The organism is Bradyrhizobium sp. USDA 4538, assembly GCF_024171045.1.
In the GTDB taxonomy this organism is placed as follows: Bacteria; Pseudomonadota; Alphaproteobacteria; order Rhizobiales; family Xanthobacteraceae; genus Bradyrhizobium; species Bradyrhizobium australafricanum.
This window is the reverse complement of sequence record NZ_JALJZE010000001.1, coordinates 2,509,287-2,529,473: the sequence shown is the minus strand read 5'-3', so window position 1 is coordinate 2,529,473 and position 20,187 is coordinate 2,509,287. Positions and strand designations below refer to the sequence as shown.

Annotated in this window: 19 protein-coding genes; 13 read left to right on the top strand and 6 right to left on the bottom strand. The window is 65.0% G+C overall.

Annotated features, from left to right (window positions below; all coding sequences use genetic code 11):
* Positions 1 to 104 precede the first annotated feature (104 nt).
* The 3 genes from J2R78_RS11125 (at position 105) to J2R78_RS11115 (ending at position 4,136) form a co-directional block, all read left to right on the top strand.
* Entirely contained in the window at positions 105 to 1,484 is a 1,380-nt protein-coding gene (locus tag J2R78_RS11125) for a M20 family metallopeptidase (protein WP_253604367.1), read from the top strand.
* Between the two features lie 269 nt (positions 1,485 to 1,753).
* The gene (locus J2R78_RS11120; RefSeq protein WP_253604365.1) at positions 1,754 to 3,043 is read left to right on the top strand and encodes an MFS transporter; all 1,290 of its coding nucleotides are present in this window, start codon (positions 1,754 to 1,756) and stop codon (positions 3,041 to 3,043) included.
* Between the two features lie 247 nt (positions 3,044 to 3,290).
* The gene (locus J2R78_RS11115) at positions 3,291 to 4,136 is read left to right on the top strand and encodes an IclR family transcriptional regulator (protein ID WP_057015479.1); all 846 of its coding nucleotides are present in this window, start codon (positions 3,291 to 3,293) and stop codon (positions 4,134 to 4,136) included.
* Positions 4,137 to 4,293: 157 nt separating this feature from the next.
* Here J2R78_RS11115 and J2R78_RS11110 read toward each other — a convergent pair whose 3' ends face one another.
* The 3 genes from J2R78_RS11110 to J2R78_RS11100 form a co-directional block, all read right to left on the bottom strand.
* Positions 4,294 to 5,802, bottom strand: a complete 1,509-nt coding sequence (locus tag J2R78_RS11110; RefSeq protein ID WP_028341157.1) for a tripartite tricarboxylate transporter permease — start codon at positions 5,800 to 5,802, stop codon at positions 4,294 to 4,296.
* Between the two features lie 6 nt (positions 5,803 to 5,808).
* Positions 5,809 to 6,294: a tripartite tricarboxylate transporter TctB family protein gene (locus J2R78_RS11105; RefSeq protein ID WP_028332964.1), complete on the bottom strand. Its 486-nt coding sequence runs from the start codon at positions 6,292 to 6,294 to the stop codon at positions 5,809 to 5,811.
* A 158-nt stretch (positions 6,295 to 6,452) separates the two neighbouring features.
* Positions 6,453 to 7,418 carry a tripartite tricarboxylate transporter substrate binding protein gene (locus tag J2R78_RS11100; protein ID WP_253604363.1) on the bottom strand — a complete coding sequence of 322 codons (966 nt, stop codon included), beginning with the start codon at positions 7,416 to 7,418 and terminating at the stop codon, positions 6,453 to 6,455.
* A gap of 387 nt (positions 7,419 to 7,805) precedes the next feature.
* On the opposite strand from J2R78_RS11100, the gene J2R78_RS11095 reads away from it, so the two are divergent.
* The 7 genes from J2R78_RS11095 (at position 7,806) to J2R78_RS11065 (ending at position 13,604) form a co-directional block, all read left to right on the top strand.
* Complete coding sequence (locus J2R78_RS11095; protein WP_253604361.1) at positions 7,806 to 8,222, top strand: hypothetical protein; 417 nt, start codon at positions 7,806 to 7,808, stop codon at positions 8,220 to 8,222.
* Entirely contained in the window at positions 8,219 to 9,082 is an 864-nt protein-coding gene (locus tag J2R78_RS11090) for an alpha/beta fold hydrolase (protein ID WP_253604359.1), read from the top strand. Before J2R78_RS11095 ends, J2R78_RS11090 begins: the two co-directional genes overlap by 4 nt.
* Before the next feature lie 30 nt (positions 9,083 to 9,112).
* Positions 9,113 to 10,030, top strand: coding sequence for an amino acid ABC transporter substrate-binding protein (locus J2R78_RS11085; RefSeq protein WP_057015477.1), 918 nt, complete (start codon positions 9,113 to 9,115; stop codon positions 10,028 to 10,030).
* Between the two features lie 151 nt (positions 10,031 to 10,181).
* Positions 10,182 to 10,913, top strand: a complete 732-nt coding sequence (locus tag J2R78_RS11080) for an amino acid ABC transporter permease (protein WP_253604357.1) — start codon at positions 10,182 to 10,184, stop codon at positions 10,911 to 10,913.
* A gap of 2 nt (positions 10,914 to 10,915) precedes the next feature.
* Positions 10,916 to 11,608 (top strand): amino acid ABC transporter permease, encoded by a 693-nt coding sequence (locus J2R78_RS11075; RefSeq protein ID WP_225162205.1) that lies wholly within the window; start codon positions 10,916 to 10,918, stop codon positions 11,606 to 11,608.
* Between the two features lie 69 nt (positions 11,609 to 11,677).
* Positions 11,678 to 12,409: an amino acid ABC transporter ATP-binding protein gene (locus J2R78_RS11070; RefSeq protein ID WP_057015476.1), complete on the top strand. Its 732-nt coding sequence runs from the start codon at positions 11,678 to 11,680 to the stop codon at positions 12,407 to 12,409.
* Positions 12,410 to 12,743: 334 nt separating this feature from the next.
* On the top strand, positions 12,744 to 13,604 hold the full coding sequence (locus tag J2R78_RS11065; RefSeq protein ID WP_028332971.1) for a D-amino-acid transaminase: 861 nt from the start codon (positions 12,744 to 12,746) through the stop codon (positions 13,602 to 13,604).
* Between the two features lie 242 nt (positions 13,605 to 13,846).
* Here the strand turns inward: J2R78_RS11065 and J2R78_RS11060 are convergent, their stop codons facing one another.
* From J2R78_RS11060 to J2R78_RS11050, 3 genes are all read right to left on the bottom strand, one after another.
* Positions 13,847 to 14,305, bottom strand: coding sequence for a carboxymuconolactone decarboxylase family protein (locus J2R78_RS11060; RefSeq protein WP_028332972.1), 459 nt, complete (start codon positions 14,303 to 14,305; stop codon positions 13,847 to 13,849).
* A gap of 29 nt (positions 14,306 to 14,334) precedes the next feature.
* Positions 14,335 to 15,951, bottom strand: coding sequence for an MDR family MFS transporter (locus J2R78_RS11055; protein ID WP_253604355.1), 1,617 nt, complete (start codon positions 15,949 to 15,951; stop codon positions 14,335 to 14,337).
* Positions 15,952 to 16,282: 331 nt separating this feature from the next.
* Positions 16,283 to 17,431, bottom strand: a complete 1,149-nt coding sequence (locus tag J2R78_RS11050; protein ID WP_253604354.1) for an HlyD family secretion protein — start codon at positions 17,429 to 17,431, stop codon at positions 16,283 to 16,285.
* A gap of 143 nt (positions 17,432 to 17,574) precedes the next feature.
* Here J2R78_RS11050 and J2R78_RS11045 point away from each other — a divergent pair, with 143 nt between their 5' ends.
* The 3 genes from J2R78_RS11045 (at position 17,575) to J2R78_RS11035 (ending at position 20,177) form a co-directional block, all read left to right on the top strand.
* The gene (locus J2R78_RS11045; RefSeq protein ID WP_057015472.1) at positions 17,575 to 18,486 is read left to right on the top strand and encodes a LysR family transcriptional regulator; all 912 of its coding nucleotides are present in this window, start codon (positions 17,575 to 17,577) and stop codon (positions 18,484 to 18,486) included.
* Positions 18,487 to 18,874: 388 nt separating this feature from the next.
* A complete protein-coding gene (locus J2R78_RS11040) occupies positions 18,875 to 19,846 on the top strand; it encodes a tripartite tricarboxylate transporter substrate binding protein (RefSeq protein WP_253604353.1) in 972 nt (323 codons plus the stop codon).
* Between the two features lie 145 nt (positions 19,847 to 19,991).
* Positions 19,992 to 20,177, top strand: coding sequence for a DUF3311 domain-containing protein (locus J2R78_RS11035; RefSeq protein ID WP_057015470.1), 186 nt, complete (start codon positions 19,992 to 19,994; stop codon positions 20,175 to 20,177).
* Positions 20,178 to 20,187: the final 10 nt, after the last annotated feature.

The window sequence follows — 20,187 nt, the reverse complement described above, 5'->3', positions numbered from 1 at the left end:
GAGCCGATCCCGATAGGTTGCGCCCCTCCAGAAGCATGATCGGGACGCAAAGCATGGCGTTCCGGTGCGATCATGCCAAGACGCGACCGGACGAAGGAACAATCATGGCGACACGGGCCGACGCAATCGCAAAGGTGCGAGAGCATTTTCAATCGGGAGAGTTCTTGAAGGAACTGGACCGCAGGGTCGGCTACCAGACCGAGAGCCTGAATGCCGACAAGGCCGATGCGCTGCGCGCCTATCTGGTGGAGAATCTGCAACCGGCCTTCGCCGAGCTCGATTTCAAGACCCACCTGATCGAGTCGCCGACCGGCCGCGGGCCCTATCTGATTGCCGACTATCAGGAAGACGCTTCGCGGCCGACCGTGCTGACCTACGGCCATGGCGACGTCGTCGACGGCATGGTCGGCGAATGGCGCGACGGGCTCAATCCGTGGCAGACCACGGTCAAGGGCGAGCGCGTCTATGGCCGCGGCACCGCCGACAACAAGGGCCAGCATTCGATCAACATGGCGGCGCTGCGCGCGGTGAAGCAGGCGCGCGGCGGCAAGCTCGGCTTCAACGCCAAATTCATCATCGAGACCGGCGAGGAGATCGGCTCGCCCGATCTGCGCGAGGTCTGCGAGGCGCATCGCGAGGAGCTGAAGGCCGACCTGTTCATTGCCTCGGACGGGCCGCGGCTGTCGGCGGAGCGGCCGACCATCTTCCTCGGCTGCCGCGGCGGCAACCGCATCCATCTCGACGTCAATCTGCGCGAGGGCGGCAACCATTCCGGCAATTGGGGCGGCGTGCTCGCCAATCCCGCCACGATCCTGGCGAGCGCGATCGCGAGCCTAGTCGACGGCAAGGGTCGCATGAAGCTCGAGATCCTGAAACCCCCGCCGATCTCGAACCGCGTCCGCGTCGCGCTCGCCGACGTCGAGGTCAAGCCGTCGGCAGACGAACCGGCGCTGGCGGAAGATTGGGGCGAGGAGGGCCTGACCGCGGCGGAGCGGCTCTATGCCTGGAACACGCTGGAGGTGCTGGCGATGTCGTCGGGCAATATCGAAAAGCCGGCCAACGCGATTCCCGGCAAGGCCAACGCCGTGCTGCAGCTCCGCTTCGTCGTCGGCACCCGGCATCTCGAGGTGATCGACGCGGTGCGGGACTATCTGCACAACAACGGTTTCCCGATGGTCGAGGTCTCGGGCACGCAGCGCTTTGCCGCCTCGCGCACCGACATGGACAGCCCGTGGATCGACTGGGCGGCGAACTCGATCCGCGCCACCACCGGCAAGGCGCCGGCGGTGCTGCCGAACTTCGGCGGCTCGCTGCCGAACGACGTGTTCTCCGAAGGCCTCGGCCTGCCGACGATCTGGGTGCCGCATTCCTATCCGGGCTGCTCGCAGCACGCCCCCGACGAGCACATCCTGCTGCCGGTGACCGAGGAGGCGCTGACCATCATGGCCGGCCTGTTCTGGGACCTCGGCGAGGCCGCGCGTTAAGGTCGAAGGACGGGCGCGCTTTTTCCCCGTCATCCCCGCGCAAAGGCTTCGCCTTTGTCGCTGGAGGTGCGAGCGGAGCGAGCCTCGAAGGATGCACGGCCCCGCCGGTGGCCGTCGATCCTTCGAGACGCGGCTGACGCCGCTCCTCAGGATGACGGGGAGGATGTGAATGGCCGGGCTTAGGCGAGCGGACGCAACGCCGTTCTTCGAACGATAAGCCCGGGTACAACGCGTTGAGAGAAGAGTGCCGACACGGCCAAGGAAATTTGATGACACTATCGACATCGACGCCGATTAACTCCGAAGCCGACGTTACGACCAAGAAAAACATCACCCGCCTGATCGTTGCGACTTCGGTCGGCAATGCGCTCGAATGGTACGACGTCTCGGTCTACGCCTACTTCGCGGTGTATCTCTCCAAGGCGTTCTTCCCGGCCAATGATCCGACCACCTCGCTGCTGTTGACCTTCGGCAGCTTCGGCCTGTCGTTTCTGATCCGCCCGATCGGCGGCGTCGTGCTCGGCGCCTATGCCGACCGGCACGGCCGCAAGGCCTCACTGATGCTGTCGATCGTGCTGATGACGCTGGGCACGCTGGTGCTGGCGCTGATGCCGACCTATCAGACCATCGGCATCCTGGCGCCGATCGCGGTGCTGCTGGCGCGGCTGGTGCAGGGCTTTTCCGCCGGCGGCGAGTTCGGCTCCTCGACCGCGTTCCTGGTCGAGCACATGCCGGAGCGGCGCGGTTTCGTGGCGAGCTGGCAGTTCGCGAGCCAGGGCGTCAGCGGGCTGCTGGGCGCGGGCTTCGGTGCACTGCTGACCTCGCTGATGAGCCCGGAGGATTTGCAGTCCTGGGGCTGGCGGCTGCCGTTCCTGTTCGGCGTCCTGATCGGCCCGGTCGGCATCTACATCCGCAACCACGTCGACGATGCGACCCCGCCGCCGGCGGCGAAGAAGGAATCGCCGGTCAGGGAAGTGTTCGCGCGGCAGAAGCTCGCCACGATGCTCGCGATCGGCGCGCTCGCGGTGTCGACCGCGGTCAACTATTTGATCGTCTACATGCCGACCTATGTGGTGAAGACGCTCAACCTCGCGCCATCGGTTGGCTTCATCGCCTCGTTCGCCGCGCAGACCGCGGTTGCGCTGCTGGCGCCGATCGCAGGCATGGTCTCCGACAAGATCGGACGCACCACCCACATGATCCTGTTCGCGCTGCTGTTGCTGGTGTCGATCTTCCCGGCCTTCCTCCTGCTCACCGGCAAGCCGACGCCGATGATCATCCTGATCGGCGTGCTCTGGCTCGGCGTCCTGAAGTCGCTGTATTACGGGCCGCTCGCCGCGCTGATGTCGGAACTGTTTCCGGCGGCGACGCGTGCGACCGGGCTCGGTCTCAGCTACAATATCGGCGTCACCTTGTTCGGCGGCATGGGGCCGGCGATCATGACCTGGATGGGCGGCTTCGCGACGATCGGCGAGCTCGCGCCGGGCTACTATCTCACCGCGGTCTGCATCCTCAGCCTCTGCGCGCTGTTCACGATCCGCAGGCTGCGGCTGGCGTAGCGCATGATCCGAAAAAGTGCGAAGCGGTTTTTCGAAAGGATCATGCTAACCGCATCAGATTTCGTGATGCGAAATTCAAATATCCTTATTGTTGCACAGCAGCGTAGATAGTCGAAATCAAAGTTTCATCTGATGAAAGTATACGGTGTCCGGCGCACGTCATCCGTCCTAGGATGATGTCCGCCGGGCGCGTCTAAACGTCGTGCGCGGTTCAGGATTTGGAATTGACGGCAAGGAAGGCCAGGGCATGAACGCCTCCACGACTGCGACCGCACGGACCAGCCGCAAGAGGCCACTGCCGGAGCCGGGCCAACCCGACAAGTTCAACGCGATCCAGAAGGTCTGCGCGATCCTGCGCGTGCTGGCGCAGCGCTCGCCGTTGCGGCTCACCGACATCGCCGACTCCACCTCGCTGAACAAGGCGACGGCGCTGCGCATTCTCAACTCGCTGATTGAGGAAGGCTTCGTCAGCCGCGTCGCCGGCGCCAAGACCTATGAGCTCGGCCAGGAGGCGCGGGTGATGGCGGTCGGCGCGCGCCGTTCGGTCGACATCGCCGAGCTGGCGCAGCCGAGCCTGCTCCGGCTGTCGGAGCGCTCAGCCGATACCGCGCTGCTGTCGGTGCGATCCGGCGTCGAGGCGCTTTATCTGGCGCGCTCGGTCGGCAACCATCCGCTGCAACCGAACTATTTGCAGATCGGCAGCCGCCGTCCGCTCGGCGTCGGCGCCGGCGCGCTGGCGCTGCTGGTCTGGCTGCCGGATGCCGAGATCGAGGCTGTGATCGAGGTGATCGTGCCGCGGCTGGCGAAATCGCCGCGCATCACGCCAAAGTTCCTGCGCGAGCGGATCGCCATGGCGCGCAAGGCCGGCCACACCGTGCTGATCGACGCCGCGTTCCCCGGCATGGGCGGCGTCGGCGTGCCGGTGCGCGACGATGCCGGCGAGGTGGTCGCCGCGCTCTCGATCGGCGCCGCGTCCGACCGCATCCGTCGCCGCGAAGGCGAGCTCGCCGACATGCTGAAGAAGGAAGCCCAGGTGCTGGCCCGCGCGCTGGCCCAGGCGCCGAAGAACGGGCGTGCGGCGAAGGTCGGTTGAGCTGCCACTTTGCCTCTCCCCGCGTGCGGGTGAGGGGGGCCTCCGCGGATACTGCTATCACCGTGCTTGCGGAGGCAGCCCCTCACCCCAACCCTCTCCCCGTAAGAACGGGGCGAGGGGGCGCGCTGCCGGCGCGGCTGAAGTCGGGCTCGCTCTCCTACGCCCCCTCATCCAGCGCCACCAGCTCGCGCTTCTTGCGCAGCGAGGGCAGCAGCGGGCCGACCAGCAGCACCAGCGCGAAGGCGAGGCAGATCGCCGAGATCGGCCGCTCCACGAAGGTCATGAGGTCGCCCTGCGAGAGGATCAGCGATTTGCGCAGATTGTTCTCCAGCATCGGCCCGAGCACGAAGGCGAGCACCAGCGGCGCCGGCTCGTAGCCGAGCTTGCGCATGAAATAGCCGATCACGCCGAACGCGATCATGACGTGGACGTCGAACACGTTGTTGCTGGAGCAATAGACGCCGATGATCGTGAACAGGATGATCAGCGGGAACAGCACGTTGTAGGGCAGCCGCAGCAGCTGCACCCACATGCCGATCATCGGCAGGTTGAGCACCAAGAGCATCAGGTTGCCGATATACATGCTGGCGACGATGCCCCAGAACAGCGTCGGGTTCTGCGAGATCATCAACGGTCCGGGCTGCAGGCCGTGGATCACGAAGGCGCCGAGCAGCAGCGCCATCACCACGTTCGGTGGGATGCCGAGCGTCATCAGCGGAATGAAGGCGCCGCCGGCCGCGGAATTGTTGGCCGATTCCGGCCCCGCGACGCCCTCGATCGCGCCGTGGCCGAAGCGCTCCGGATGCTTCGAGAGCCGCTTCTCCAGCGCGTAGGAGGCGAACGATGCCACCACGGCGCCGCCGCCGGGCAGGATGCCGAGGAAGAAGCCGAGCACCGTGCCGCGCGCCACCGGTCCGGCGCTGGCCTTCCAGTCCTCCTTGCTCGGCAGCAATTGGTTGATCCTGGTCTTGATGATGTCGCGCTTGATCGCTTGCTCGGTGTTGAGCAGCACCTCGGCGACGCCGAACAGGCCCATCACGACCGGCACCAGGCCGATGCCGTCGATCAGCTCGAGGCGGCCGAAGGTCAGCCGCGGCTGCGCCGTGATGCTGTCGAGCCCGACCAGGCCGAGCACGACGCCGATGCAGGCCATCAGCAGCGCCTTGGCCATCGAGCCCTGGGTGAGGAAGGTCAGCACCACCAGGCCGAGCACCATCAGGCTGAAATATTCGGCCGGCCCGAACGCGATCGCGACGCTGGCGAGCGAGGGCGCCACCAGCATCAGGGCGATCAGCGCAAAGGTGCCGGCGATGAACGAGCCGAAGGCGGAGATGCCGAGCGCGGGGCCGGCGCGGCCCTGCTTGGCCATCTGGTGGCCGTCGATGCAGGTGACGACGGAAGCCGCTTCGCCGGGGATATTGACCAGGATCGAGGTGGTCGATCCGCCATACATCGAGCCGTAATAGATGCCGGCCATCATGATGATGCCGGATTCCGGCGTGCCGGACAGCGTCACCGGCAGCAGCAGCGACATCGCCGAGATCGGGCCGATGCCGGGCAGCACGCCGACCAGCGTGCCGATGAACACGCCGATGAAGCAGTAGAGCAGGTTGATCGGCAGCAGCGCGACGCCGAGGCCGTGGGCGACGTTGACGAGAGTATCCATGGGCGCTCAACCGATCTCGAACATGCCGCTCGGCAGCTGGATCGCGAGCAGGTGCTTCAGCACCCACCACATCCCGAGCGGGGCAAGGATGGACAGCGGGATCGCCAGCGACCAGCGCACCGGATCGATCACGCGGAGTAGCAACAGCATCAGCGGGATCGCCGACAACAGGAAGCCGAGCGGCTCCAGCGCAAAGGCGAACGCGGTGAGGCAGACGATGACCAGCACTGGCTTGCCCCAGCGCGCATTCTCCCAGCGCGAGGCGAAGGTCGGGCCGCCCTCGGTGACCGCCGCGATCATGATCGAGGCCGCGAACACGCACATCAGGATGCCGGTGTAGAACAGCACGTAGCCGGAGCCGGGATCGTTGATGGTGCCGAGCTTCAGCTTGAGGCCCGACCAGATCACGAAGGCGCCGAGCCCGAGCCCGATCAGCCCGCCCCAGAGCTCGGAGTTGTTGAGGCGGAATTTGACGTTGGTTTGGTCTGTCATGGGAAGCGGCCTTTAGATCACCGTCGTCCTGAGGTGGCGGAGCGCAGCGTAGCCCTCGAAGGGCGGCGGTGCCCGTGTCCATCCTTCGAGGCGAGCCGCAAGTGCGGCTCGCACCTCAGGATGACGCCTGTGCTCGTGGTGAGCCTAACTCGATTTCTCTACTTCTTCGCCAGCCCCAGCGTGTCGATCACCTTGCGCTCGGACTCGGTGACCTCCCCCACGAACTTCTTGTAGTCCTCGGTGTTCTTGTAGTTCGGCACCATGTCGTATTTGGCGAGGGTCGCGATCACTGCCGGGTCCTCGATCGCCTTCTTGAAGGCATCGTGCAGCTTGGCGACGATCTTGGGGTCCATGCCCTTGGGGCCGGCGATGCCGAACGGCGAGTCATAGACCATGGGGTAGCCGAGCTCCTTCAGCGTCGGTACGTCCGGATAGTTCGGCGAGCGCGCGCCGGTCCACACCATCAACAGGCGGAGCTTGCCGGCATCGACCAGCGGCCGCCAGCCGGTGGAATCCGCCTGCAGCATGGTGTGCTGGCCGAGCACGGCCGCATTGGTCTCGGCGCCGCCCTTGAACGGCACCTGGGTCAGCTTGATCCCGGCCATCAGGGCGATCTGCTCCATGCCGACATGCAGCGAGGTGCCGGTGCCGGGCGTCGCATAGGTCACCTTGCCCGGGTTCTTCTTGGCGAAATCGACTACGTCCTGCCAGGTCTTGAACTGCGACTCCGCGTTGGTGGTGACGCCGAAGGTGTAGCCGGTGAGGTGAATGATGTAGGAGAAATCCTTCGCCGAATCCCACGACACTTCCTGCATCAGGGGCAGGCGGAACACGGTGATCGGGATCTGGGCGATGGTGTAGCCGTCGGGCTTGGCGCCGGCGGCCATCGTGGCGGGGCCCACGGTGCCGCCGCCGCCCGCCTTGTTGTCGACCGCAATCGGCTGGCCCAGCACCTTCGAGGCGCTCTCGGCGATCGCGCGCATCGAGATATCGGTCGAGCCGCCCGCCGGCCATGGCACGATCAGCGTGATCGGCTTGGTCGGATAGTCCTGCGCGAGCGCCGCTGTTGACACCAGCATGCCGGCGGCGGCGAGCAGGACCATCAAGCGATTGCGGTGCGACATCTCGATCTCTCCCTTATGACCGCGTTCGATCGCGGCCGCGTCTTGTTCGGTGTTGGCAATGATCGTCCCTGTCATGCTGGGACCGAGCGCATTGGACAGAACGGGGCGGGCAACGGAAGCGCGAATTGCGCTCGAAGCGCCGGCTGCGACAATTGGTCTGCCGCGATTTGGCGCGACCTGCCGAGCCGCGGAATTCAATCGGCCTTTGGTCGGACGGATTGGCCGTTCCTGGCAATGTGCCGGGAGGGCGCGGGGTGTGCGCGCCTGACCGGCAAGCCGGGTTTGGTCAAGCGAATAATCAAGGGAACCCAAAGGCCTCGGCGCCTTGCGGGATTGCGCGCTTGCCGTCATCATGGCGCCGCCCGCTGCAGGAACGCCGCCCGACAGATGACGCCATCGCCTGACGCCACCGACGACGCTGTGACGAGGGCGTTTGCCGGCCTTCCCGCGTTGCTCGACGAGGCCCCTCGGCTGGTTGCGCGCGGGCGGCTGCTCGATTGCGACTGCCTGATCGGCCCGATGGCGCGGCCGTTTCACGCCGCGATCCGCGCCGGGCGCATCGTCGAGCTTAAGCCTTCGCCGGTCCTGATGCGCTCCTGGCGGTTTTCCTATCGCGCGACGCCGCAGGCCTGGGCCGCCTATTGGCAGGCCGAGCCGAAGCCCGGCTGGCACGATCTGTTGGCGCTGACCAAGCGCGGCGAGGCGGTGCTGGAAGGCGACCTGCATCCCTTCATGGCGCATCTGCAATACTTCAAGGACCTGCTGGCGCTGCCGCGGCAGCATTTCGCGGCGGCCGTATCATGAGCGGCAAGATCATGGACGGTCACATCGAGCCGATGGTCGGCCGCTACGTTCACGTCGAGATCGGCGGCGAACTGCACCGCATCTATTTCGAGGAGAACGGCACGGGCATTCCGCTGGTCTGCCTGCACACCGCGGGATCGGATGCGCGGCAGTGGCGCTATCTGCTCGCGGACGCGCAATTTGCCGAAAATTTCCGCATCATTGCCTTCGATATGCCCTGGCACGGCAAGTCGAATCCGCCGATGAGCTGGACCGGCGATGAATACCAACTCACCACAGCGCGCTACACCGAGACCATCCGCGCTTTCTGCCGTGCGCTGCGGCTGGAGAAGCCTGTCGTGATGGGCTGCTCGATCGGCGGCCGCATCGTGCTTAACCTTGCGATCGAATATGCCGCCGAGTTCCGCGCGCTGATCGGGCTCGAGGCTGCCGATTTCCAGGCGCCGTGGTATGACACCAACTGGCTGAACCGGCCGGACGTTCACGGCGGCGAAGTCTGCGCCGCGCTGGTGTCCGGGCTGATCGCCCCGCAAAGCCCGGAGCCTGCGCGGATGGAAACGCTGTGGGCCTACAAGCAGGGCGGCCCCGGCGTGTTCAAGGGCGACCTGTATTTCTACCGTGTCGACGGCGACCTGCGCGGCCGGGTCGCGTCAATCGAGACTAAAGTATGCAACCTCTATCTGCTTACGGGCGAGTATGATTTCTCTTGCACGCCTGAGGACACGAGGCGGACGGCAGCGGCAATAGGGGGCGCCAGCGTCACGATCATGGAGCAGCTCGGTCATTTTCCGATGAGCGAGAATCCGGAACAGTTTCGCCGCTATATCGCACCCGTCCTCGCTGATATTCTCACGCACTAGAACGACCGTTTCCACGCAAGGAGTAGACGTATGACACGCAACTATCTGATCGGCTTCGCGCTCGCCGCCGCGCTGGGCGCGAGCCAGGCGCAAGCCCAGGAGCCGACCGGCACGCTGAAGAACATCAAGGACACCGGCGCGATCACGCTCGGCTACCGCGACTCCTCGATCCCGTTCTCCTATCTCGACGACAACCAGAAGCCGGTCGGCTACGCCATGGACATCTGCTACAAGATCGTCGATGCCGTGAAGAAGGAGCTGAAGCTCGACAAGCTCGAGGTCAAGCTCAACCCGGTGACCTCGGCGACGCGTATTCCGCTGATGGCCAACGGCACCGTCGACCTCGAATGCGGCTCGACCACCAACAATGCCGAGCGCCAGAAGCAGGTCTCCTTCACCAACAGCCACTTCCTGACCGCCAGCCGCTACGTCACCAAGAAGGCGAGCAAGATCAATTCGATCGACGATCTGAAGGGCAAGACGGTGGTCTCGACCGCCGGCACCACCAACATCAAGCAGCTCACCGAGGCGAACCTCGCGCGCGGGCTGAGCGTCAATATCATCCCGGCCAAGGATCATGCCGAGGCCTTCCTGATGGTCGAGACCGATCGCGCGGTCGCCTTCGTGATGGACGACATCCTGCTCGCGAGCCTCGTCGCCGGCTCGAAGTCGCCGGATGACTACGTGATCTCCAAGGACGCGTTCTCCAAGCCCGAGCCCTACGGCATCATGCTGCGCAAGGACGACGCGCCGTTCAAGAAGGTCGTCGACGCCGCAACCGCCGCGCTCTACACCAGCGGCGAGGGCCAGAAGATCTATGACAAGTGGTTCACCCAAAAGATCCCGCCGAAGGGCCTCAATCTCAACTCGCCGGCTGGACCGGAGATGAAGAAGCAGTTTGCGAAGCCGTCGGACTCTCCGGATCCGGATGCCTATCTGGTCAACTGACCGCTGTGTATGACCCGTCGTCCCTTTTGGGAGCGGGTCCTGAAAGTTAGCATGTCCGGCCATTTTTGGAGGAGAATGGCCGGACATTTGCATAGACGCCGCGCGCGATGCCGGCGTAATGCCGTGACCGGCACGGCCGCGTGGGGGACCTGTGAACTACAATTGGAACTGGCACATCTTCCTTGAGCCGAACCCGATGGGGACCGGCACCTATCTCGACCTGTTGCTGTCGGGGCTGGTGGTCACCGTCAAGGTGTCGGTGCTGGCCTGGATCATCGCGCTGGTGTCCGGCTCGGTGATCGGCGTGCTGCGCACGCTGCCGTCGCGGACCGCGTCGTGGATCGGCTTCTGCTGGGTCGAGTTCTTCCGCAACATGCCGCTCTTGGTGCAGCTGTTCCTGTGGTTCTTCGTGCTGCCCGAATTGTTGCCGCGGTCGGCCGGGCTGTGGCTGAAGCAACTGCCGAATGCGCCGTTCTGGACCGCCGCGATCGGCGTCGGCTTCTTCATGTCGGCGCGCGTCGCCGTGCAATTGCAGGCCGGCATCACCTCGCTGCCGCGCGGGCAGAAGCAGGCCGCGACCGCGCTCGGCCTCACCACGGTGCAGACCTATCGCTACGTGCTGCTGCCGATGGCATTCCGCATCATCCTGCCGCCGCTGACCTCCGAATTCCTCAACACCATCAAGAACAGTGCGGTCGCCATCACCATCGGCCTGATCGAACTGACCGGCCAGGCCCGCTCGATGCAGGAATTCTCGTTCCAGGTGTTCGAGGCGTTCACGGCGGCAACCGTGCTCTACCTGCTCCTCAATTTCGTCGTGGTAACCGCGATGCGCTTCCTCGAGCGCTATGTCGCGATCCCCGGCTACATCACGGGCAAATGACGATGATCGGCAGTTTCGATTTCGACGTCATCCGCCGCTCGCTGCCCTACCTGTTCCTGGAGGGCATGCGCTTCACGCTGACCTTGACCGCGCTCGCAGCGTTCGGCGGCCTGGTGTTCGGCACCCTGATCGCCCTGATGCGGCTGTCGAGCTACAAGGTGCTCGGGCGCATCGCGGGCTTCTATGTCGACTTCATCCGCTCGCTGCCGCTGGTGCTGGTGATCTTCTGGTTCTACTTCCTGGTGCCGTATATCGGGCAGTGGCTGACCGGCGCGTCGCGGCCGATCACGGTCGGCGCCTTCGCCTCCTCGCTGATCACCTTCATCGCGTTCGAGGCGGCGTATTTCTCCGAGATCATGCGCGCCGGCATCCAGTCGATCTCGAAGGGCCAGCCGGCCGCGGCCAGCGCGCTCGGCCTGACCTATGCGCAGTCGATGCGCTACGTCGTGCTGCCGCAGGCGTTCCGCAACATGCTGCCGGTGCTGCTGACGCAGACCATCGTGCTGTTCCAGGACACCTCGCTGGTCTACGTGCTGTCGATCCCGGATTTCCTCGGCGCCGCCAGCAAGGTCGCGCAGCGCGACGGCCGCCTGGTCGAAATGTATCTATTCGCCGCGCTGGTCTACTTCGTCATTTCCTGTATCGCGTCCTACGGCGTTCGCCGCCTGCAGGCGCGCATTGCCATCGTTCGCTGAGGCATGACCCGGAAAAGTGGGAACCGGTTTTCCGACAAGGTCATGCCTAAACAAAAAAGCTGAGCCATCATGATCGAGATCAACCACGTCAACAAATGGTACGGGCCGAGCTTCCAGGTGCTGAAGGACTGCACCACCAGCGTCGCCAAGGGCGAGGTGGTGGTGGTCTGCGGCCCGTCCGGCTCGGGCAAGTCGACCCTGATCAAATGCGTCAACGCGCTGGAGCCGATCCAGGGTGGCGACATCACGCTCGACGGCGTCAAGGTCAACGATCCCAAGACCGACCTGCCGAAGCTGCGCTCGCGCGTCGGCATGGTGTTTCAGCACTTCGAGCTGTTTCCGCATCTGCGCATCATCGACAATCTCCGCCTCGCACAGGAGAAGGTGCTCGGCCGCAAGTCTGAGGACGCCACCGCCAAGGGCATGAAGCTTCTGGAGCGCGTCGGGCTGAAGGATCATGCCAAGAAGTTTCCCGCCGAGCTGTCCGGCGGCCAGCAGCAGCGCGTCGCGATCGCCCGCGCGCTGGCGATGGACCCGATCGCCATGCTGTTCGACGAGCCGACCTCGGCGCTCGATCCGGAGATGATCAGCGAGGTGCTCGACGTCATGGTGGACCTCGCCCGCGAGGGCATGACCATGATGGTCGTGACCCATGAAATGGGCTTTGCCAACAAGGTCGCCGACCGCGTCATCTTCATGGACCGTGGCGAGATCGTCGAGGACGCCAAGAAGGCCGACTTCTTCGGCACGCCGCGCAGCGACCGCGCGCAGAAGTTCCTGTCGAAGATCCTGCAGCACTGAGGCCGGGGAGCGCCGGACGCCCCTCCGTCATTGCGAGGAGCTCGCGACAAATTGCAAGGCAATTTGCGCTGAAGCGACGAAGCAATCCATCCATCCGCGTAGGCGGCGCTATGGATTGCTTCGCTTCGCTCGCAATGACGTGGAGGGCCTGGCTGTCATTCCGGGATGGTCCGAGGGACCAGACCGCAGGTGCGCAATTGCGTACGGGGAATCTCGAGATTCCGGGTTCGGTGCTGCGCATCGCCCCGGAATGACGGCGGCTACAGGGTTTTCCCCCGTTAACAATTTGCGTATACGAAGGCCTGAAACCCCCTTCGTCCGCAGGAGAACTCGCGTGGAAAAGATCGCTTACGTCAACGGCTCGTTCGTGCCGCATTCGGAGGCCAAGGTCTCGGTCTTCGACCGCGGATTCCTGTTCGCCGACGGCATCTACGAGGTGGCGGCGGTGCTCGAGGGCAAGCTGATCGACAACGCCTCGCATCTGGCGCGGCTCAAGCGTTCGGTCGGCGAGATCCAGCTCGCGCTGCCGGAGACGCTGGAGCGGATCGAGGAGATCCAGAAGGAGCTGGTTGCGCGCAACGACCTCGTCAACGGCATGGTCTATCTCGAGGTTACCCGCGGCGCCGACAAGGGCCGCGACTTCGCCTTCCCGAAGGCCGACGTCAAGCCGACGCTCGTGATGTTCACCTCGGAAAAGGACATCATCAACGCGCCCTCGGCCAAGACCGGCATCAACGTCATCACGGTACCCGACATCCGTTGGGAGCGGCGCGACATCAAGAGCGTGGCGCTGCTGGCGCAGGTGCTGGCCAAGCAGGCGGCCGCCGCGGCCGGCGCCGGCGAAGCCTGGATGATCGAGGACGGCAAGGTCACCGAGGGCGGCTCGTCCTCGTCCTTCATCGTCACCCAGGACGATGTCATCGTGACCCGGCAGAACGGCAACGAGATCCTGCCCGGCTGCACCCGCAAGGCGGTGGTCAAGCTCGCCGAGGAACGCCAGCTGCGCATCGAGGAGCGCGCCTTCACGATCGAGGAAGCGCTCGCTGCCAAGGAAGCCTTCATCACCAGCGCCTCTGTGTTCGTGCAGGGCGTGGTCGCGATCGACGGCAAGAAGGTCGGAGGCGGCAAGGTCGGCCCGATCACCGACCGCCTGCGCGAGATCTACGTCGAGTTCGCCCGCGCGACGGCGGTTTGACACTGCCTAGGGTGGGTTAGCGCAGCGTAACCCACCGACTTTGCTCACCGCGGAGAGAATGGTGGGTTACGTCTTCGGCTAACCCACCCTACGGTCTGCGCATCGCCTTGGCACCGTCACCCTGAGGTGGCCGCTTCTTCAGCGGCCCTCGAAGGGTCGACGGCCCGTCTGTGGCCGTGCATCCTTCGAGACGCCTGCTGCGCAGGCTCCTCAGGATGATGGGGATGGATCGTCCGCGCTGCTCACGCCGCCGCCTTCGCCTTCACCGGATGCACCGCGCGGAAGCCGATGGCGATCCGATTCCAGGCGTTGATCGCGCCGATCAGCGTGGTCAGGTTGACCAGCTCGCTGTCCGAGAATTGGGCGCGCACGGCTTCATAGTCGGCGTCGGGCGCATGCGTCTCCGCAACCAGCGTCAGCGCTTCGGTCCAGGCCAGTGCCGCGCGCTCGCGCTCGCTGTAGAGCGGGGATTCGCGCCAGGCGTTGAGCAAATAGAGCCGCTGCTCGGTCTCGCCATGCTTGCGGGCGTCTTCGGTGTGCATGTTGATGCAATAGGCACAGCCGTTGATCTGCGAGGCGCGGGTCTTGACCAGCTCGATCAGCGATTGCTCGAGACCGCTCGCGGCGATCTGGTTTTCGACCGCGACCAGCGCTTTGATGGTCTCGGGTGCGGCCTGGTAGAAGTTCATACGGGGCTTCATGGGGTCGTTCTCCGTGGTTGTGGTTTGGGTTAGTGCGCACCGCCGCCAGCGAGCTGGCCCGGCTTCTTCAGGAAGAGTGTCGCCGCGAGTGCGATGATCAGCGCGACGCCGAGCAGATAGAAGGTATCACTGAAGGCGAGGATGTAGGCCTGCTTCTGCACGACCTTGCCGATCGCCGCGATTGCGCGGTGGGCGGCCGCGGCCTGGTCGGCGACGCCGTGGTTCATGAAATACTGCGTCAGTTGCTCGATCCGGTTGCGCGTGGCCTGTTCCAGCAGCGAGACCGACTGCATCAGCACGTTGGAGTGATATTGCTCGCGCTTGGTCAGCAGCGTCTGCAGCACGGCGATGCCGACCGCGCCGCCGAGGTTGCGCATCATGTTGAACAGCGCGGAGGCCGAGCCCGCGTTCTCCAGCTCGATGCCCGCGGTCGCAACCGCCGACAGCGGCGCCATCACCAGCGCCTGACCGATGGCGCGGACGATGTTGGGCCAGAACAGCTGGTCGGTGGCGTAGTCGTTGGTCATGAAGATGTTCATGAAGTTGGAGCCGGCGAACAGCGCGAAGCCGACGCCGATGATGATGCGGGGGTCGAAGCGCTGCATCAGCCGCGGCACCAGCGGGATCAGCACGAGCTGCGGCAGCCCGGTCCAGGCCAGCACCATGCCGATCTGCTCGGCATTGTAGCCCTGGATGCGCGACAGGTACTGCGGCAGGATGAACACCGAGCCGTACAGCGCGATGCCAAGCAGGAAGTTGGCCAGCATGCCGAAGCCGAAATTGCGGCGGGCGAGCAGGCGCAAATTGAGCAGCGGCTTCTCCACGGTGAACTCGACGATCAGGAAGGCGACCAGCGCGACCGCCGCGATCACCGACAGGCGGACGATGAAGGGCGAGCCGAACCAGTCGTCCTTGTTGCCTTCCTCCAGCACGGTCTGCAGCGCGGCGAGGCCGATCGCCATGGTGATGATGCCGAGCCAATCGCCCTGGCGGATCAACGACAGCTTCATCGGGCTCGGGTCAAGCGAGACGTAGAGCATCGCGATCATCACGGCGCCCGGCACCAGGTTGACATAGAAGATGTACTGCCAGCCCCAGTTCTCGGTGAGGTAGCCGCCGATGGTCGGGCCGATCGCCGGCGCGAACGTCGCCGATAGCGCGAACAGCGCGAGCCCGATCGGCTGCTTGGCCTTCGGCAGCAACGTGATGATCAGCGTGAACGCCATCGGGATCAGCACGCCGCCGGTGAAGCCTTGCACGGCGCGCAGCGCGATCATCTGCGGCAGGTCCTGTGCCAGCGCGCACGCCGCCGAGAACACCAGGAACAAGGCGGCGTTGGTGAGCAGATAGATGCGCACCGAGAACACCTGCGCGAGCCAGCCGGAGAGCGGGATCACCACGATCTCGGCGATCAGATAGGAGGTCGAGATCCAGCCGCCGTCGTCGATCCCGGCGCCGATCGCGCCCTGCACATCGGCGAGCGAGGCGTTGACGATCTGGATATTGAGCACCGCCATGAACGCGCCGAGCGTCGCCCCGATCACCGCGATCCAGGTTTTCGTGGGGATCGCCGGCGCCGCCGGCGCTGCGGGGGTGGGGAGCGCGGCGGCGTTCGCTGCGTCGGCTGTGGGCTGAAGTGCGGTCATCGGCGTGTTCTCTGGCTCACACACGCAAGATGTATTAGGCGGGCACTTTCGATAATCCGGGAAAGACTGGAAGGATTGTTCTGTCGCGGTTGATAATCGGGCGCTGTTACGACGCGCGACGCAGATCCTTCATCTGCCAGCCGTCAGTTCGTGAGGTGGGCACGCCTGTCAGGCTCCCTCTCCCGCTTGCGGGGGAGGGCGGGGTGGGGGCTCTCTCCGCGAGTCGTGTCGTGGAGAGAGCCCCCACCCGCCGTGCGCTACGCGCACGTCGGCCTCCCCCGCAGGCGGGAGAGGCGAAGAAAGTTCGCACTCTTATCGTTGACCGTAGTCTCTATCCGCCGTTCGCCCGCGTCACTGATGCCAGCCGCCGCTTCTCCTCGCGCTCGGCCAGCACCGTCGCCTTGGTGTTGACGGTCGGGATCGCCGACATGCCCGGGCGCAAGAGGCCGGTGAGGCTCCGATCGTCGAGCACGATCTTGACCGGCACGCGCTGCACGATCTTGGTGAAATTGCCGGTGGCGTTGTCGGGCGGCAGCAGCGCGAATTCGAGGCCGCTGGCCGGCGACAGGCTGTCGACATGACCCTTCAGCGTGGTGCCGCGAAAACTGTCGACCGTGAGCTCGACCGGCTGGCCGTTGCGCACATGGGTCAGCTGCGTCTCCTTGAAATTGGCGATCACATAGACCGCGTCCAGCGGCACCACCGCCATCAGCTGGGTGCCGGCCTGCACATATTGCCCGACGCGCAGCGTGCGGGCGCCGACCGTGCCGTCGACCGGCGCGGTGATCCGGGCGTAGGACAGGTTGAGCTCGGCCTGCTGCTCGACCGCGCGAGCGCGGTCCACCTGCGCTGCGGCCTGGGCGCGCTGCGTGGTCAGCACGTCGACCTTGCGCTGGGCCGCCGACAGCGCCGACTTCGCGTGCTGCAATTGCGCGGTGTTGGCGCGCAGCGCCGCGTCGGTCTGTTGCGCACGCTGAATGGTGCCGGAGCCGGACTTCATCAGCCCGTCGTAGCGGGTCTGCTCTTCCTGCGCGAATTTCAGGTTGGCCTCGGCGGCGGTGACGTCGGCCGTGCTCTGGTCGATGATCGGCTGCTGCAACTCGAGCTGGGCATCGAGGTTGCGCACCGAGGCGCTGGCGGCGTCGACATCGGCCTTGGCCTGGCCGAGCGCGGTGCGGTAATCGCGGTCGTCGATCTCGGCCAGCAGCTGGCCGGCCTTCACCGGCTGGTTGTCGGTGACCAGCACCTTGGCGATGTAACCCGAGACTTTCGGGGCGATGATCGTGGAGTCGGCCTTCACATAGGCGTCGTCGGTGGTTTCGAGGTAGCGGCCGGTGGTGACGTAGTCGTAACCAAAGTCGGCTGCCACGGCGGCGCCGATGATCGCGGCGAGCCCGAGCGCCACCCGCTTGACCGTTTTCCGCGACGGGCGGAGGCCGATTTTTGTTGCTTGTTCAGGGACATAAGTAGTGGTCGACATGGCATCCTCCGGGTCGAACATTCGCGTCCTTCCAGAAAGGGCGCCCAGTACGCCCCCTTAGATGCAATGTCCTCCCCGCTGTGATAATCCCGATAAAACTGGAAGCATTATCAAGCCAGCGCTGATAATCCGGACCTTGCCGCATGGATCGCCTGACCAGCCTGACCGCCTTCGTCCGGGTTGTGGACACCGGCGGCTTTTCCGCGGCCGGCCGCAAGCTCAACATGTCCACCACCATGGTGAGCAACCACGTGCAGTCGCTGGAGGACCGGCTCGGCGCCCGGCTGCTCAACCGCACCACGCGCAAGGTCAGCCTCACCGAGGTCGGCCAGGCGTATTATGACCGCTGCGTCCAGATCCTCGCCGACATCGAGCAGGCCGACGACATCGCGGGCGCCCAGCAATCGGTGCCGCGCGGCACGCTGCGCATCTTCACCAACACCCATCTCGTCCAGTTCCTGTCGCCGGCGGTGGCCGAGTTCCTCGCCACCTATCCCGAGGTCAAGGTCGATCTCACGATCGGCGAGCGCAATGCCGATCTGATCGACGAGAACTACGATCTCGCGGTGCGCATGGTACCGCCGCCGGACTCCAGCCTAATCGTACGCACCATCGCGACCTGGCGCCATGTGCTGTGCTGCTCGCACGGCTATATCGAGCAGCACGGCAAGCCAACGCTGCTGGCCGACCTCTCCGCGCGCAACTGCATGCGTCACGCCAATTACCCCTATGGCGACGAGTGGCGCTTCGCCGACCGCAAGGGCACGCCGGCCGCGGTGCGGGTCTCCGGAAATCTGATCTCCAACAGCGGCGAAACCCTGAAGCTCGCGGCGCTGGCCGGCGTCGGCGTCTTCCTCGCGGCCGGCTTCCTGGTTCGCGACGAGCTGGAGTCGGGACAACTGGTCCGCCTGCTGCCCGAATACCGGCCGGTCGAGCTCACCATGAATGCTGTCTATCCGCATCGCCATCATCTCTCGGCGAAGGTCCGCACCTTCATCGACCTGCTGGTCCATCACGCCACCGAGCAGCAGAAGCTGATCAATCCGTATTCGTGATGGGCGGTGTGCAGGGTGGGCACGCTTGCACTGAGCGGCCTCCGCGCTCCGGTGATGGAGCTGGCCGCATTTCTCTCTGTTCGTCTCTCTCTGTTCGTCGTCCCGGCGAAGGCCGGGACCCATACGCCGCGGCTTGTGTCGTGAACGGGATCCGTCGTTCCACCGTCGCGCAACCATGACCAGCTGTGGTTATGGATCCCGGCCTGCGCCGGGACGACAGTGTGTGTGTTGCACGACCGGTGAGTCAGACATCCGAAAGCTCGCGGCCCGTCGCGCCACCCCAGATGACGGGACTAGCAGAGCTTTTTCGGCGCGTCATGACGGCCCGGCATCCCTTGCATGGCGTTCGCGTGTATGAAGACGGCAGCGTCTGCCGCCGGAGCTTGCCATGCCGCTTCGTCTTCTCGCATCACTCCTGTTCGCGCTCGCAGCAAACCTGCTGCTGCAACTGCCGGCGCGCGCCGCCTATCCCGATCACATCGTCAAGATCGTGGTGCCGTTCGCGCCGGGCGGCGGCACCGATGTCGTCGCGCGGACGCTGGCGCAGGAGATGCAGAAGGATCTCGGCGTCACCGTCATCATCGAGAACAAGCCGGGGGCCGGCACCATCATCGGCACGCAGAGCGTCGCGACGAGCCGAGCCGACGGCTACACGCTGCTGATGGCGACCTTCGCCAACGCGGTCAATCCGAGCCTTTACAGCAAGCTGCCTTATGATGCGCACAAGGATTTTGCGCCCGTGGCGCTGGTGGCGCGCTCCTTCAACGTCGTTGTGGTCAATCCCGCTTCGCCGATCAAGTCGATTGCCGATCTGATCGCGGCCGCGAAGGCCGATCCGCAAAAGCTGTCCTACGGCACCTATGGCACCGGCACCTCGGCGCATCTCGCCGGCGAACTGTTCAAGCACATGGCCGGGGTCAATCTCACCACCGTTCCCTACAAGGGCGCGGCGCCTGCCATCACCGACCTCTTGGGTGGCCAGATCCAGGTAATGTTCACCACGGTGGCAAGCTGCGCCTCGCTGGTCGAGGCCGGGCAGCTGCGCGCGATCGGAGTGACGTCCGCTGAGCGCTCGGCCGCGTTCCCGCAATTGCCGACGGTGTCGGAAGCCGGCGCCTCCGGCTATGTCGCCGAATCCTGGTACGGCCTCTACGCGCCGGCGAATACGCCGCCCGACATCATCGATCGCCTCAACAGATCGGCGGCAAAGGCCGTGCAGGCGGAGGCCTTCAAGAAGCTCAGCGTCAATGAGGGCCTCGTGATGGTGGCCTCACCGCCGGCCGAGCTCGACCGCTACTTTGCCGGCGAGGAAGCGCGCTGGCGCAAGGTGACAAAGGACGCCGGCATCAAGGCCGAATAGGCGGCATGCGCCAGGTGACGATCACATCTTTTTGCGTCGCATTGCCGTAACCGTGATTCTAGACGCAACGGACCGGTTCCTGGATCGTTGCCATGATCAGCGGAACCTCCCGCCTTGAGCTGTGTCTTGCGTCAAAGAGTAGGCCATGTGGATTCTGTTGCTGCTGCCGTTCATCGGCTTGCTGTGGGTGCCGTTCTATAATTTCGTCGAGCCGTCGCTGTTCGGCTTTCCCTTCTTCTACTGGTACCAGCTCGCCTGGGTGCCGATCTCCTCGCTCTTGATCTGGCTGGTCTATCGCAGCCGCCGGCCCGATACCGACGAGCCGCGGTGAGGGGACAGCC